Source organism: Candidatus Methylomirabilota bacterium, from assembly GCA_035764725.1.
In the GTDB taxonomy this organism is placed as follows: Bacteria; Methylomirabilota; Methylomirabilia; order Rokubacteriales; family CSP1-6; genus DASRWT01.
Genome location: DASTYT010000113.1, coordinates 1 through 14,638, shown reverse-complemented (window position 1 = coordinate 14,638; position 14,638 = coordinate 1). Strand labels below are relative to the sequence as shown.

Annotated in this window: 13 protein-coding genes and 1 tRNA gene; all 14 read left to right on the top strand. The window is 66.5% G+C overall.

Annotated features, from left to right (window positions below; genetic code table 11):
* A partial coding sequence (gene tuf / locus VFX14_18360; GenBank protein HEU5191653.1) for an elongation factor Tu occupies positions 1-1,197 on the top strand: 1,197 nt, incomplete at its 5' end.
* A gap of 3 nt (positions 1,198-1,200) precedes the next feature.
* A complete protein-coding gene (gene rpmG, locus VFX14_18355; GenBank protein HEU5191652.1) occupies positions 1,201-1,350 on the top strand; it encodes a 50S ribosomal protein L33 in 150 nt (49 codons plus the stop codon).
* 17 nt (positions 1,351-1,367) lie between these two features.
* Positions 1,368-1,444 (top strand) — tRNA-Trp (locus VFX14_18350).
* Between the two features lie 35 nt (positions 1,445-1,479).
* Complete coding sequence (gene secE, locus VFX14_18345; GenBank protein ID HEU5191651.1) at positions 1,480-1,671, top strand: preprotein translocase subunit SecE; 192 nt, start codon at positions 1,480-1,482, stop codon at positions 1,669-1,671.
* Positions 1,668-2,222, top strand: coding sequence for a transcription termination/antitermination protein NusG (gene nusG / locus VFX14_18340; protein HEU5191650.1), 555 nt, complete (start codon positions 1,668-1,670; stop codon positions 2,220-2,222). The genes secE and nusG overlap by 4 nt, the downstream gene beginning before the upstream one ends.
* A 1-nt stretch (position 2,223) precedes the next feature.
* Positions 2,224-2,646: a 50S ribosomal protein L11 gene (gene rplK / locus VFX14_18335; protein HEU5191649.1), complete on the top strand. Its 423-nt coding sequence runs from the start codon at positions 2,224-2,226 to the stop codon at positions 2,644-2,646.
* Position 2,647: 1 nt separating this feature from the next.
* Positions 2,648-3,361: a 50S ribosomal protein L1 gene (gene rplA, locus VFX14_18330; protein HEU5191648.1), complete on the top strand. Its 714-nt coding sequence runs from the start codon at positions 2,648-2,650 to the stop codon at positions 3,359-3,361.
* Positions 3,362-3,371: 10 nt separating this feature from the next.
* Entirely contained in the window at positions 3,372-3,893 is a 522-nt protein-coding gene (rplJ, locus tag VFX14_18325) for a 50S ribosomal protein L10 (protein ID HEU5191647.1), read from the top strand.
* 53 nt (positions 3,894-3,946) lie between these two features.
* Positions 3,947-4,333: a 50S ribosomal protein L7/L12 gene (gene rplL / locus VFX14_18320; GenBank protein ID HEU5191646.1), complete on the top strand. Its 387-nt coding sequence runs from the start codon at positions 3,947-3,949 to the stop codon at positions 4,331-4,333.
* 65 nt (positions 4,334-4,398) lie between these two features.
* Complete coding sequence (gene rpoB / locus VFX14_18315; protein HEU5191645.1) at positions 4,399-8,430, top strand: DNA-directed RNA polymerase subunit beta; 4,032 nt, start codon at positions 4,399-4,401, stop codon at positions 8,428-8,430.
* A gap of 104 nt (positions 8,431-8,534) precedes the next feature.
* The gene (gene rpoC / locus VFX14_18310) at positions 8,535-12,632 is read left to right on the top strand and encodes a DNA-directed RNA polymerase subunit beta' (GenBank protein ID HEU5191644.1); all 4,098 of its coding nucleotides are present in this window, start codon (positions 8,535-8,537) and stop codon (positions 12,630-12,632) included.
* A gap of 104 nt (positions 12,633-12,736) precedes the next feature.
* A complete protein-coding gene (gene rpsL / locus VFX14_18305; protein ID HEU5191643.1) occupies positions 12,737-13,120 on the top strand; it encodes a 30S ribosomal protein S12 in 384 nt (127 codons plus the stop codon).
* A 1-nt stretch (position 13,121) separates the two neighbouring features.
* Entirely contained in the window at positions 13,122-13,589 is a 468-nt protein-coding gene (gene rpsG / locus VFX14_18300; GenBank protein HEU5191642.1) for a 30S ribosomal protein S7, read from the top strand.
* 94 nt (positions 13,590-13,683) lie between these two features.
* Positions 13,684-14,638, top strand: a 955-nt coding sequence (locus VFX14_18295) for a GTP-binding protein (protein HEU5191641.1), incomplete at its 3' end; no start/stop codon positions are given.

Here is a 14,638-nt window from a genome sequence, read left to right as displayed (position 1 = left end):
ATGGCCAAGGCGAAGTTTGATCGGTCGAAGCCGCACGTGAACGTGGGGACGATTGGGCACATTGATCATGGGAAGACGACGTTGACGGCGGCGATCACGAAGGTGCTGCACACGAAGTTCAGTGGGGTGGCGGTGCGGGACTACGGGACGATCGACAATGCGCCGGAAGAGCGGGAGCGGGGGATCACGATTGCGGTGTCGCACGTGGAGTACGAGACGGCGAAGCGGCACTACGCGCACATCGATTGTCCGGGGCACGCGGACTACATCAAGAACATGATCACGGGGGCGGCGCAGATGGATGGGGCGATCCTCGTGGTGGCGGCGAACGACGGGCCGATGCCGCAGACGCGGGAGCACGTGCTGCTGGCGCGGCAGGTGAACGTGCCGAGCCTGGTGGTGTTCATGAACAAGGTGGACATGGTGGACGATCCGGAGATTTTGGACCTGGTGGAGCTGGAGGTGCGGGAGCTGCTGAAGAAGTACCAGTTTCCGGGGGACGAGATCCCGGTGATCCGGGGGTCGGCGCTGGGGGCGATGGAGAAGCCGGAGGACGCGACGGCGGCCAAGTGCATTTGGGAGCTGATGGAGGCGGTGGACAGCTATATACCGACGCCGCCGCGGCCGGTGGACAAACCGTTTTTGATGCCGATCGAGGACATCTTCACGATCACGGGGCGGGGGACGGTGGTGACGGGGCGGGTGGAGCGTGGGGTGGTGAAGGTGGGGGAAGAGGTGGAGATCGTGGGGATGCAGGCGGAGACGAAGAAGTCGGTGGTGACGGGGGTGGAGATGTTCCGGAAGCTCCTGGATGAGGGGCAGGCGGGCGATAACATTGGCGCGTTGCTCCGCGGCATCGACAAGGATGAAGTCGAGCGGGGGCAAGTGCTGGCCAAGCCTGCGTCCATCAAGCCCTATAAGAAGTTCAAGGCGGAGGTGTACGTGCTGGGGAAGGACGAGGGGGGGCGGCACACGCCGTTCTTCAACGGGTACCGGCCGCAGTTCTACTTCCGGACGACGGACGTGACGGGGGTGTGCACGCTGCCGCAGGGGGTGGAGATGGTGATGCCGGGGGACAACGTGACGTTGGCGATCGAGTTGATCCAGCCGGTGGCGATGGAGAAGGAGCTGCGGTTCGCGATTCGGGAGGGGGGCCGGACGGTGGGGGCGGGCGTGGTGGCGGAGATCGTCGAGTAGGTCATGCGCGACATCATCTCCCTCGCCTGCACGAGCTGTCAGCGGCGCAACTATTCCACGACCAAGAACCGGCGGACGCATCCCGACCGAATGGAGATCAAGAAGTTTTGCAAGTGGTGCCGGAAGCACGTGGCGCACAAGGAATCGAAGTAGGGAGCGAAACGACTCGGAGGCGTGTAGCTCTAACGGCTAGAGCACTGGACTCCAAATCCAGGGGATGGGGGTTCGAATCCCTCCACGCCTGCCAGTTTTGAAGCGCGAGCGAAGACGAGAAGAGAGGACATGGAGTTCCTGAGGCGGGTTCAGCAATTTTTCCGCGAGGTGGCGGCGGAGTTCCGGCGGGTCACGTGGCCGAGCCGCGCCGACGTGGCGAATTCCACCGTGGTCGTGGTGGTGGTGGTGTTCGTGCTGGCCTTCTTCCTGGGCGCCGTGGACATCGGGCTCTCGCGCATCGTGGAGAAGATCCTGAAATGAGTGAGTCCGAGACCACGACCAAGCCTAAGCAGTGGTTCGTCGTGCACACCTACTCGGGATTCGAGAACAAGGTGGCGCAGGCGATCGAGTCGCGCGCCAAGATCTTCGGCCTGTCCGAGATGATCGGTCGCGTCGTGGTGCCGACGGAGAAGGTGCGGGAGATCCGGAAGAGCAAGAAGATCGAGATCGAGCAGAAGTTCTTCCCCGGCTACCTCCTCGTGGAGATGGAGCTCACCGACGACACCTGGCACCTCGTGCGCTCGACGCCGAAGGTGACGGGGTTCGTGGGCTCGGGGGCCAAGCCGGTGCCCCTGCCCGCCGACGAGGTCGACGGGATCCTCCGCCAGATGGAGGAGGGCGCGGAGAAGCCGAAGCTCAAGTCGACGTTCCAGAAGGGCGACAAGGTGCGTGTCATCGAGGGGCCGTTCGTGAACTTCCAGGGCTCCATCGACGATCTCAACCCGGAGCGCGGGAAGCTCAAGGTCATGGTGGCCATCTTCGGGCGCATGACGCCCGTGGAGCTCGAGTACTACCAGGTCGAAAGGCTCTGACATGGCGAAGAAGGTTCAGGCGATGGTGAAGCTCCAGATCCCGGCGGGGAAGGCCAACCCCTCGCCGCCGGTGGGACCCGCGCTCGGTCAGCACGGGGTCAACATCATGGAGTTCTGCAAGGGCTTCAACGCGCAGACGAACAGCCAGGAGGGGCTGATCCTCCCGGTGGTGGTGACGATATACCAGGATCGCTCGTTCACGTTCGTCGTGAAGACGCCCCCGGCGGCGGTGCTCCTGAAGCGGGCGGCGGGGATCGCGAAGGCCTCTGCGGTTCCGCACAAGGACAAGATCGGCAAGGTCACCAAGGCGCAGGTCCGGGAAATCGCCCAGACCAAGCTGGTGGACCTCAACACCGACTCCATCGAGTCGGCCATGCGCACCGTCGAAGGCACCGCCCGCAGCATGGGCATCGAGGTGGTTTGACATGCCGGCACTGACGAAGCGCCAGAAGGCGGCGAGCGCGCTGTACGACGGCGTGAAGGAGCTGGGCGTCGAGGAGGCCATGGACGTCCTCGGCAAGCTCCCGCGCGCCAAGTTCGACGAGACGGTGGACCTGTCGCTGCGCCTGGGTGTCGATCCCAAGCATGCCGACCAGATGGTGCGCGGTGCGGTGGTGCTGCCGCACGGCATCGGCAAGTCGGTGCGGGTGGCGGTGTTCGCCAAGGGCGAGAAGGAGCGCGAGGCGCGCGAGGCGGGCGCGGACGTGGTCGGCGCCGAGGATCTCGTGGAGCGGGTGCAGGGCGGCTGGCTCGAGTTCGACTCCACCATCGCCACCCCCGATCTCATGGGCCAGGTGGGCCGGCTCGGCAAGGTGCTGGGCCCACGCGGGCTCATGCCGAACCCGAAGCTCGGCACCGTGACCTTCGACATCGGGCGCGCGGTGCGCGAGGCCAAGGCGGGCAAGGTCGAGTTCCGCGTGGACAAGGCCGGCAACGTGCACGTGCCGGTTGGGAAGCGCTCCTTCTCGAAGGAGCAGATCTCCGCCAACGCGCTCGCCCTGCTCGAGGCCATTGTCCGCGCCAAGCCTGCCGCGGCCAAGGGCCAGTACCTCCGGTCCATCACGGTCTCGTCCACGATGAGCCCGGGCATCAAGGTCGACGTGCAGCGTGTGGCGACGCTGTTCAAGAAGCCGGTATAAGGAGCGGAACGTGGCGAACGCCGAGAAGACGGAAAGCGTCCAGGAGCTGAAGGAGCGGTTCAACGGGGTGCACACCGCGGTGCTCACCGAGTACCGGGGCCTGACCGTGCGCCAGCTCTCCGACCTGCGCAAGCAGCTCAAGGGCGCCGCCGCCGAGTACAAGGTCGTGAAGAACCGGCTGGCGCGCATCGCGATCAAGGACTCTCCGCTCGACGGGCTGGGGAAGCACCTCACCGGGCCGACCGGCGTCGCCTACACCAAGAAGGATCCGGTGCCGGTGGCGAAGGCGCTGCAGGCCTTCCTGAGGAACAACCCCGCCCTCACCATCAAGGTGGGGATCGTCGAGGGCAAGGTCCTGGAGCCGGCGGCGCTCAAGTCGCTCGCGGATCTGCCGTCGAAGGACGCCCTGCGCGCCCAGATCGTGGGCGCAGTGCAGGGCCCCATGGGGAAGATCGTCACGCTGCTCACCGCGGTGCAGGGTGAGCTCGTTCGCGTGCTCGAAGCCAGGAGCAAGCAGGGCGCCGCGGAGTAGCGCGGCTCCCTATCAGAACAATCAACAGCAGCATCAACGGAGGCCGAGGACACATGGCGACGAACATCGAAGAGATTGCCGAGAAGCTGGACGGACTCACGCTGCTCGAGGCGGCCCAGCTCTCGAAGCTCTTGCAGGAGAAGTGGGGCGTGTCGGCGGCGGCGGTAGCGGTGGCCGCCCCGGCGGCGGGTGGCGCGGCGGCGCCTGGCGCGGCCGCAGCCGAGGAGAAGACGGAGTTCGACGTGGTCCTGAACGCGGCGGGCGACAAGAAGATCCAGGTCATCAAGGTGGTGCGCGAGCTGACCGGGCTCGGGCTCAAGGAGGCCAAGGACCTCGTGGACGGCGCTCCCAAGCCGGTAAAGGAGAAGGTTGCCAAGGCGGAGGCGGCCGACATGAAGAAGAAGCTCGAGGAGGTCGGGGCCACCGTCGAGGTCAAGTGAAACCTCCGCACGGAAGCACGAGCTCATTGACGTTCGAGCTACGCACTTCATAGCGCGGAGGGAGTATGGCAGGCACGATCCAGTGCGGGCGCCGGTCCCGCAAGGACTTCGGGAAGATTCCGTCGACCGTCAAGATCCCGAACCTCATCGAGATCCAGCGGCAGTCGTACGAGCAGTTCCTTCAGAAGGACGTGGCGCCCGAGCGCCGCGAGGAAGTCGGGCTGCAGGCGGTGTTCAAGTCCGTCTTCCCGATCGCCGACTACAACGGGAACGCCGAGCTGGAGTTCGATAGCTACCACTTCGGGGATCCCAAGTACACGGTGGAGGAGTGCCACGACCGTGGCATGACCTTCGCCATCCCGCTCAAGGTGACGCTCCGCCTCGTGGTCTATGACCACGACAAGGAGGCGAAGACGCGCACCATGCGGGAGCAGCGCGGCCAGGAGGTATACCTGGGCGAGCTGCCGCTGATGACCGAGAAGGGCACGTTCATCATCAACGGCACCGAGCGTGTGGTGGTGTCGCAGCTCCAGCGCTCCGCCGGCGTGTTCTTCGACGACGACAAGGGCAAGACCGTCGCGTCCGGCAAGCTCCTGCACTCCGCCCGCGTCATCCCCTACCGCGGGTCCTGGGTGGAGTTCGAGTTCGACGCCAACGACCTCCTCCACGTGCGGGTGGACCGCCGGCGGAAGATGTCGGCCACCGCGTACCTGCGCGCGTTCTGGTTCCTCGAGCGCGGCTGCCGCAAGCCCCAGGACATCCTGAGCGACGAGGAGATCCTGGCCATGTTCTACGACCTCGAGGAGGTGCTCTCCTTCGAGGACCGCATGGCGTGGGTGCGGTTGAGCGCGGAGGCCCACGCGGGCATCAAGGCGGCGGAGGACATCAAGCCCCCGCGGGCCAAGGAAGCCCTTGTCCAGGCGGGCAAGACGCTCAACGCGAAGACGATCGAGCTGCTCAAGGAGTCGGGCGTGGACAGGATCCCGGTGCGGGCGGAGTCGCTGGTGGGCCGCCGCACGGCGAGCCGCGTGGTGGACTCGGAGACCGGCGAGGTGCTGGTGGAGGCCAACGCCGAGCTGACCTCGACCCTGCTGAGCCAGATCGCCGCCCGGAAGATCGCGCCGTTCAAGCTCCTGGTGGTGACCCCGGGCAAGGTGGACGCCTCCATCTACGAGACGCTCGCCCGCGATCACTCCAAGGATCCCGACGAGGCCCTGGTGGAGATCTACCGGCGGCTCCGTCCCGGTGATCCGCCCACGGTGGACTCCGCCCGGGCCCTCTTCCGCGGGATGTTCATGGATCCGCGGCGCTACGACCTCGCGCGGGTCGGCCGCTTCATGATCAACAAGAAGCTGGAGACGAACGCCGACCTCAATATCAAGACCCTGCGCACCGACGACATCCGCGCGGTGGTCCGCTACCTCCTCCAGGTGAAGCTGGGGAGCAAGCCCACCGACGACATCGACCACCTCGGCAACCGCCGGGTGCGCTCGGTCGGCGAGCTCCTGGAGAACCAGTTCCGGGTGGGTCTCACCCGCATGGAGCGGGCGGTGAAGGAGCGCATGTCCATCTCGGACATCGCCAACCTCATGCCTCACGACCTCATCAATGCCAAGCCGGTCTCGGCGGTGGTGAAGGAGTTCTTCGGGTCCTCGCAGCTGTCGCAGTTCATGGACCAGACGAACCCGCTCGCCGAGCTCACCCACAAGCGGCGGCTGTCCGCCCTCGGTCCGCGAGGTCTCAGCCGCGAGCGCGCGGGATTCGAGGTCCGCGACGTCCATCCCACGCACTACGGCCGCATCTGTCCCATCGAGACACCGGAAGGCCCGAACATCGGCCTGATCTCGTCGCTCTCGACCTACGCCCGCATCAACGAGTTCGGCTTCATCGAGACGCCCTACCGGCGGGTGATGAACGGGGTGGTGACGGACGAGAAGGAGCAGTACCTCACCGCCCACGAGGAGGAGAAGTACGTCATCGCACAAGCGACGGCGGAGCTCGACGCCAAGAACCGCTTCGTGAGCGAGCGGGTGTCGGCCCGGAAGGGCGGCGACTACCGGATGGTGCCCCCGGAGGAGCTCCACTACATCGACGTGTCGCCCAAGCAGCTGGTGTCGGTGGCGGCGGCGATGGTGCCGTTTCTCGAGAACGACGATGCCAACCGGGCCCTCATGGGCTCGAACATGCAGCGCCAGGCGGTGCCCCTCCTGCAGCCGGAGGCGCCCCTGGTGGGCACGGGCATGGAGCACATCGTGGCCCGCGACTCGGGCGCGGTGATCGTGGCCAAGCGGCCCGGCGTGGTGGAGTACGTCTCCGCCAACCGCATCCTGGTCCGGGTGGAGAGCCGGTCGAAGAAGACCGACCCGGTGGCCGATCTGCCGCTGGACATCTACAAGCTGACCAAGTACCGGCGCTCGAACCAGAACACGTGCATCAACCAGAAGCCCATCGTGAGGAAGGGCGACCGCATCCAGGCCGGCGACGTCATCGCGGACGGGCCGGGCACCGAGCAGGGCGAGCTGGCACTGGGACGCAACGTGCTCGTCGCTTTCATGCCGTGGGGCGGGTACAACTTCGAGGACGCGATCCTGGTGTCGGAGCGGCTGGTCAAGGACGACCGCTACACCTCGATCCACATCGAGGAGTTCGAGGTCCAGGCGCGCGACACCAAGCTGGGCAAGGAAGAGGTCACCCGGGACATCCCCAACGTCTCCGAGGAGGCGCTGAAGGACCTCGACGAGTCCGGCATCGTGCGGATCGGGGCCAAGGTCAAGGCGGGGGACATCCTCGTCGGCAAGATCACCCCGAAGGGCGAGACCCAGCTCACTCCCGAAGAGAAGCTGCTCCGAGCGATCTTCGGCGAGAAGGCGGGCGACGTGCGCGACACCTCGCTCACCGTGCCGCCCGGCATCGAGGGCACGGTGGTGGACGTCAAGGTGTTCTCGCGCCGGGGCATCGACAAGGACGATCGCGCGAAGTCCATCGAGGACGAGGAGATCGCCGGCCTGGAGAAGGACTACCAGGAGGAGGTCTCCACCGTCGAGCTCGAGCGCGACCAGAAGCTCAAGAATCTCCTGGTGGGCAAGACGCTGGTGATCGACCTCGTCGACCCCATCAACAAGGAGCGGCTCGGCAAGAAGGGCGACCGCATCGATCGCCCGGAGCTGGACAACTTCTCCTGGGCGGAGCTCAAGAAGATCCGCATCAAGGAGGACGAAGGCCTCGCCGCGACGATCCGGCGGATCGAAGAGGCGGCGGACGAGGATATCGCGGTCTTCGAGCGCATGCTCGAGGAGCGCGTGGGCCGGCTGCGCCGCGGGGACGACCTGCCGCCCGGCGTCATCAAGATGGTCAAGGTGTACGTGGCCGTGAAGCGCAAGCTCTCGGTGGGCGACAAGATGGCGGGCCGCCACGGCAACAAGGGCGTGGTCTCGCGCGTGCTCCCCGAGGAGGACATGCCGTACCTGCCCGACGGGACGCCGGTCGAGATCGTGCTGAACCCCCTCGGCGTGCCGTCCCGGATGAACGTGGGGCAGATCCTGGAGACCCACCTCGGGTGGGCCGCCCGGGCCCTCGGCATGTGGGTGGCGAGCCCGGTGTTCGACGGGGCCACCGAGGACGAGATCAAGGGGCACCTCGCGGAGGCGGGCCTGCCGAACTCCGGCAAGACCATCCTCAACGACGGTCGCACCGGCAAGCCATTCCACCAGGAAGTGACGGTGGGCCAGATCTACATGCTCAAGCTGGCCCACCTGGTCGACGACAAGATGCACGCCCGCTCCATCGGGCCGTACTCGCTGGTCACCCAGCAGCCGCTGGGCGGTAAGGCGCAGTTCGGCGGCCAGCGGTTCGGCGAGATGGAAGTCTGGGCGCTCGAAGCCTACGGGGCAGCCCACACGCTGCAGGAGATGCTCACGGTGAAGTCGGACGACGTGGAGGGCCGCAACCGGATCTATGAAGCCATCGTCAAGGGCGAGAACTTCCTCGAGCCGGGCACGCCGGAGTCGTTCAACGTGCTCGTGAAGGAGCTGCAGAGCCTGGCCCTCGACGTGGAGCTGATCCCCAAGGACGCCAAGAAGCCTTCGCAGGCCAATTAAGGGAGAGTCAACGAATGCTGACGGACCGGCCTTTCGGCAGCCTGGTGCGTGAGGACAAGCCCGCCAAGGATCTGTGGGGAATCCTCGATCGGCATCCGAAGCCCATGACGTTCGGCGCCATCCGCATCAAGCTGGCGTCGCCGCAGAAGATCCGCGAGTGGTCGCACGGTGAGGTGAAGAAGCCCGAGACCATCAACTACCGCACGTTCAAGCCCGAGCGGGACGGCCTCTTCTGCGCCCGCATCTTCGGCCCCACCAAGGACTACGAGTGCGCGTGCGGCAAGTACAAGCGGATGAAGTTCGCGGGCGTGGTGTGCGACAAGTGCGGCGTGGAGGTGCGCCGGGCGCGGGTGCGCCGCGAGCGCATGGGGCATATCGAGCTCGCCTCGCCGGTGTCCCACGTGTGGTTCTTCAAGGGACTGCCCTCGCGCATCGGCCAGCTCCTCGACATGTCGCTCCGCGAGCTGGAGAAGATCCTCTACTTCGAGGAGTACGTGGTCATCGATCCGGGGAAGGTGCCCGGGCTCAAGGTGCGCGACCTCCTCGCGGTCGACCGGGCGCGGAAGCTGCAGGACGAGCACGGCCACGACGCCTTCTCCGCCGGCATGGGCGCGGAGGCCATCCGCGAGATGCTGCGCGGGATGGACCTCGACACCCTCGCCCGCGAGCTACGGGCGCAGATGGGCGTGGAGACCTCGGCGCAGAAGCGTAAGAAGATCGTCAAGCGCCTCAAGGTCATCGAAGCCTTCCTCAAGTCCGGCAACCAGCCGGAGTGGATGATCCTCGAGGTGCTGCCCGTCATCCCGCCCGAGCTGCGGCCGCTGGTGCCGCTGGACGGCGGGCGCTTCGCCACCTCCGACCTCAACGACCTCTACCGCCGCGTCATCAACCGGAACAACCGGCTCAAGCGGCTCATGGAGCTCAAGGCGCCGGAGATCATCATCCGCAACGAGAAGCGGATGCTCCAGGAGGCGGTGGACGCGCTGTTCGACAACGGCCGCCGCGGCCGCGTCATCACCGGCCCCAACAACCGGCCGCTGAAGTCGCTCTCCGACACCCTCAAGGGCAAGCAGGGCCGGTTCCGCCAGAACCTGCTCGGCAAGCGCGTGGACTACTCGGGCCGCTCGGTGATCGTGGTGGGGCCGTACCTCAAGCTCCATCAGTGCGGGCTGCCCAAGAAGATGGCGGTGGAGCTGTTCAAGCCGTTCATCCTCCGCAAGCTCGAGGAGCGCGGGCTCGCCTCGTCGATCAAGGCGGCCAAGAAGTACGTGGAGAAGGAGCGCCCCGAGGTGTGGGACATTCTCGAGGAGGTCATCAAGGAGCACCCGATCCTCCTCAACCGGGCGCCCACGCTGCACCGGCTCGGCATCCAGGCCTTCGAGCCCCTCCTCGTCGAGGGCAAGGCCATCGAGATCCACCCGCTCGTCTGCACCGCCTTCAACGCGGACTTCGACGGCGACCAGATGGCGGTGCACGTGCCGCTCTCCATGGAAGCGCAGATGGAGGCGCAGGTGCTGATGCTGTCCTCCAACAACATCCTGTCGCCCTCCAACGGGGCGCCGGTGGCGGTGCCCACCCAGGACATGGTGTTCGGCATCTACTACCTCACCAAGGAGCGCCCCGGCGCCAAGGGTGAGGGCCGCCTCTTCGCGGACTCGGAAGAGGTGCGCATCGCCTACGACAGCGAGGACGTGGACCTCCAGGCCCGGATCCGCCTCCGGTGGAACGGCGGCATCATCGAGACCACGGTCGGCCGCACCCTCCTCAACGACGTGGTGCCGGCGCCTTTGCGGTTCGAGAACCGCGAGCTCAAGAAGCGGGAGATCGGGAACCTGGTGAGCCAGTGCTACAACCGGCTCGGCCAGGAGGCCACCGTGGCCTTCCTCGACGACCTCAAGGACATCGGGTTCCGGTACGCGACGATGTCGGGTCTCAGCATCGGCATCGGCGACATGCTCGCGCCCTCGTCCAAGGGCCGCATCATCGAGAACGCCCGGCGCCAGGTCGCCGAGGTCGAGCAGCAGTACCAGGACGGCGTCATCACCAACGGCGAGCGCTACAACAAGGTCATCGACATCTGGGCGCACGTGACCGAGCAGATCGCCGAGGACCTCTTCAAGGAGATGGAGGCGCGCGCGGAGGAAGGCGAGTTCAACCCCATCTACATGATGGCGGACTCGGGCGCCCGGGGCTCCAAGCAGCAGATCCGGCAGCTCGCCGGCATGCGGGGCCTCATGGCCAAGCCGTCCGGCGAGGTCATCGAGACGCCCATCACCTCGAACTTCCGCGAAGGCCTCACCGTGCTCGAGTACTTCACCTCGACCCACGGCGCGCGGAAGGGCCTGGCCGACACCGCGCTGAAGACCGCCGACTCCGGCTATCTGACCCGCCGGCTCGTCGACGTGTCCCAGGACGTCATCGTGTCGGAGTACGACTGCGGCACCGTCAAGTACATTGAGGCCTCGCCGCTGTTCGAGGGCGGTAACATCATCCAGTCGCTCAGCGACCGGATCCTCGGCCGGGTCAGCGCGGAGGACGTGCGCGACCCGCTCACCGGCGAGATCATCGTGCAGTCGACGACCGAGATCAACGAGGAGCTGGCCCAGAAGATCGAGGACTCCGGCCTCGAGCGGGTCCGCATCCGCTCCGCGCTGACCTGCGACACCAAGCGCGGCATCTGCGTCATGTGCTACGGGCGGAACCTCGGCACCGGACGCCTGGCCGAGCTCGGGGAGGCGGTGGGCATCATCGCCGCCCAGTCCATCGGCGAGCCGGGCACCCAGCTCACCATGCGGACCTTCCACATCGGCGGAACGGCGAGCGGGGTGGCCGCGGCCTCCGAGCACATCGCCAAGGCGGCGGGAATCGTCCGCCACCACAACATCCGCTCCGTCGTGAACCGGGACGGGGACATCGTCGTCCTCAACCGGAGCGGCGAGATCATCGTGGCCGACGACCGCGGCCGCGAGCGGGAGCGCTACCCCGTGGTCACGGGCGCGCGCATCAAGATGAAGGACGGGGCCAGGGTCAAGCCCGGCCTGAAGCTCGTGGAGTGGGACAATTTCAACACGCCGATCCCCACCGAGTTCAGCGGCACCATCGCGCTGCGCGACATCGTGGAGGGCGTGACCATCCGCGAGGTCATCGACGAGGTCACCGGCCTCTCTCAGCGCGTCATCATCGAGGACCAGGAAGGCAAGCTCCAGCCGCGCGTGTCCGTCAAGGAAAGCCGGAGCGGCGCGGAGGCCAGCGGGCCGCAGGATTCGCTGGGGGAGACCCGCGGCCGTTACATGCTCCCGGTGGGCGCCCACCTGCTCGTCGCCGACGGGCAGGAGATCTTCCAGGGTGACATCATGGCCAAGATCCCGCGGGAGGCCACCAAGACCAAGGACATCACCGGTGGTCTGCCGCGCGTCGCCGAGCTCTTCGAGGCCCGCAAGCCCAAGGAGCAGGCGGTGATCACGGAAATCGACGGCGCCGTCGAGTTCGCCGGCTTCGTGAAGGGCATGCGCAAGATCGTCATCCGCGCGGACGACGGGGAGACCAAGGAGTACCTCATCCCGCGTGGCAAGCACATCGCGGTGCACGAGGGCGACCGGGTCAAGGCGGGCGAGGCCCTCATGGACGGCTCGCCAAACCCGCACGACTACCTCGCGGTGCTGGGCGACCGGGAGCTGCAGCGCTATCTCGTGAACGAGGTTCAGGAGGTGTACCGCCTCCAGGGCGTCACCATCAACGACAAGCACATCGAGATCATCGTCCGCCAGATGCTGCGGCGGGTGCGGATCGAGGAGGTCGGCGGCACCGACTTCGTGGTCGGCGAGCTGGTCGACAAGTTCGTGTTCCAGGAGGAGAACGACAAGGCCCAGGCCGCGGGCAAGCCGCCGGCCACCGCCAAGCCGGTGCTCCTCGGCATCACCAAGGCGTCGCTCTCCACCGACAGCTTCATCTCGGCGGCGTCGTTCCAGGAGACCACCCGCGTGCTCACCGAGGCCGCCATCAGCGGCAAGACCGACGATCTGCGGGGGCTGAAGGAGAACGTCATCGTCGGCCGCCTCATTCCGGCGGGGACCGGGCTCAGCAACTACACCCGGGCCGAGGTGGTGAGCCAGGGCGGCGACGAGCCGGTGGCGGAGGTGGCGGTGGCCGCGGAGGAGCCCCCGATGGACGGGGAGTCCGACGAGGTCGCTCAGGCGGGATAGTCCCCCTGGGCCCGAGAACGTGGAAAGTGGCGTAAACCTTGACAGAGACGGGTTGCTCGGTTATAAAGTTAGGGTTTTGGCGCTATAACCGGTAACGGAGAGCCATGCCGACGATCAATCAGCTGGTAAGGAAGGGCCGCGAGGCGGTGCGGAAGAAGTCGAAGACGCCCGCGATGGAGGCGTGTCCGCAGAAGCGAGGCGTCTGCATCCGCGTCTACACGACCACCCCCAAGAAGCCGAACTCCGCCCTCCGCAAGGTCGCGCGGGTCCGGCTCACCAACGGGCTGGAAGTGACCTCGTACATCCCCGGAGTCGGGCACAACCTGCAGGAGCACTCGATCGTGCTCATCCGCGGGGGCCGCGTGAAGGACCTCCCCGGCATCCGGTATCACATCATCCGCGGCTCGCTGGACACCGCGGGCGTGGCGGGACGGAAGCAGAGCCGGTCGAAGTACGGCGCCAAGCAGCCGAAGGGCGGCGGAGGGTAGGATGCGGCGGGCAGGCGCGACACATCGGGAGATCCTGCCGGATCCCAAGTACGGGAGCCGGCTCGTGGCGAAGTTCGTCAACATGATGATGTACGGCGGCAAGAAGAGCACGGCCGAGCACATCATGTACTCGGCCCTCGGCGCCATGGAGGACCGGGCCAAGCAGGACGCGCTCAAGCTGTTCAAGTCGGCGGTGGACAACTGCAAACCCGCCGTCGAGGTGAAGTCCCGCCGGGTCGGCGGCTCCACCTATCAGGTGCCGGTCGAGGTGCGGCCGGAGCGCCGGGTGGCGTTGTCCATGCGGTGGCTGATCGGCTCCGCGCGGCGGCGGTCCGAGAAGAGCATGGCGGAGAAGCTCGCGGGTGAGCTGCTGGACGCGGCGAACAACCGCGGGTCGGCGGTCAAGAAGCGAGAGGACACTCACAAGATGGCGGAGGCCAACAAGGCGTTCGCGCATTACCGCTGGTAGCGTTCGGAACAAGCGGAGGGGGGCCGAGACCTCGACCCCCCTCTTCGCTTCTGTCTAGACGGACGCGGCACCGGGACAAGGAAGAGAGAGTACCGTGGAAACGCAGTACCCGCTGGAGAAGACCCGGAACATCGGCATCATGGCGCACATCGATGCCGGGAAGACCACCACCACCGAGCGGGTGCTCTACTACACCGGCCGATCCTACAAGATCGGCGAGGTGCACGAGGGCACCGCCACGATGGACTGGATGGTCCAGGAGCAGGAGCGCGGTATCACCATCACGTCCGCCGCGACCACCAGCTTCTGGCGGGACTGCCGTATCAACATCATCGACACCCCCGGCCACGTGGATTTCACCATGGAAGTCGAGCGATCTCTCCGTGTTCTTGACGGGGCGATCGCCATCCTGGACGCCGTATCAGGAGTGGAGCCCCAGACCGAGACGGTGTGGCGGCAGGCCGACAAGTACCACGTCCCGCGCATCGTGTACGTCAACAAGATGGACCGGGTGGGCGCCGACTACTTCCGCTGCCTGTCGATGCTGAAGGAGCGGCTCGGGGCCCACGCGGTGCCGATCCAGCTCCCCATCGGCCGCGAAGACGGCTTCCGCGGCGTCGTCAACCTCATCGACGAGATCGCCTACGTCTGGACGGACGACGAGAGCCTTGGCCAGAAGTTCACCACCGAGGGCGTCCCCGCCGACATGAAGGAGCAGGTGAAGGAGTACCGGGACAAGATGCTCGAGGGCCTCGCCGAGGTGGACGACCACCTCATGGAGAAGTACCTCGGGGGTGAGAAGATCACGGCCGAGGAGATCCGCGCCGCCGTGCGCGCCGGCACCATCGACATGAAGATCTTCCCGGTCATCGCAGGCGCGTCGTTCAAGAACAAGGGCGTGCAGCCGATGCTCGACGCCGTCGTCGACTACCTGCCGTCGCCCCTCGACATCCCGCCGGTGAAGGGGGTCAACCCCGAGACCGGCGAGCCGGACAGCCGTAACGCCGACCCCAAGGCGCCGTTCTCCGCGCTGGCCTTCAAGATCATGA

Coding starts and splice junctions, on each gene's coding strand:
- rplL (HEU5191646.1), top strand. CDS start 3,947: ATGGCGACGAACATCGAAGAGATTGCCGAGAAGCTGGACGGACTCACG.
- secE (HEU5191651.1), top strand. CDS start 1,480: ATGGAGTTCCTGAGGCGGGTTCAGCAATTTTTCCGCGAGGTGGCGGCG.
- rplK (HEU5191649.1), top strand. CDS start 2,224: ATGGCGAAGAAGGTTCAGGCGATGGTGAAGCTCCAGATCCCGGCGGGG.
- rpsG (HEU5191642.1), top strand. CDS start 13,122: ATGCGGCGGGCAGGCGCGACACATCGGGAGATCCTGCCGGATCCCAAG.
- nusG (HEU5191650.1), top strand. CDS start 1,668: ATGAGTGAGTCCGAGACCACGACCAAGCCTAAGCAGTGGTTCGTCGTG.
- rpoB (HEU5191645.1), top strand. CDS start 4,399: ATGGCAGGCACGATCCAGTGCGGGCGCCGGTCCCGCAAGGACTTCGGG.
- rplA (HEU5191648.1), top strand. CDS start 2,648: ATGCCGGCACTGACGAAGCGCCAGAAGGCGGCGAGCGCGCTGTACGAC.
- rpsL (HEU5191643.1), top strand. CDS start 12,737: ATGCCGACGATCAATCAGCTGGTAAGGAAGGGCCGCGAGGCGGTGCGG.
- rpoC (HEU5191644.1), top strand. CDS start 8,535: ATGACGTTCGGCGCCATCCGCATCAAGCTGGCGTCGCCGCAGAAGATC.
- rpmG (HEU5191652.1), top strand. CDS start 1,201: ATGCGCGACATCATCTCCCTCGCCTGCACGAGCTGTCAGCGGCGCAAC.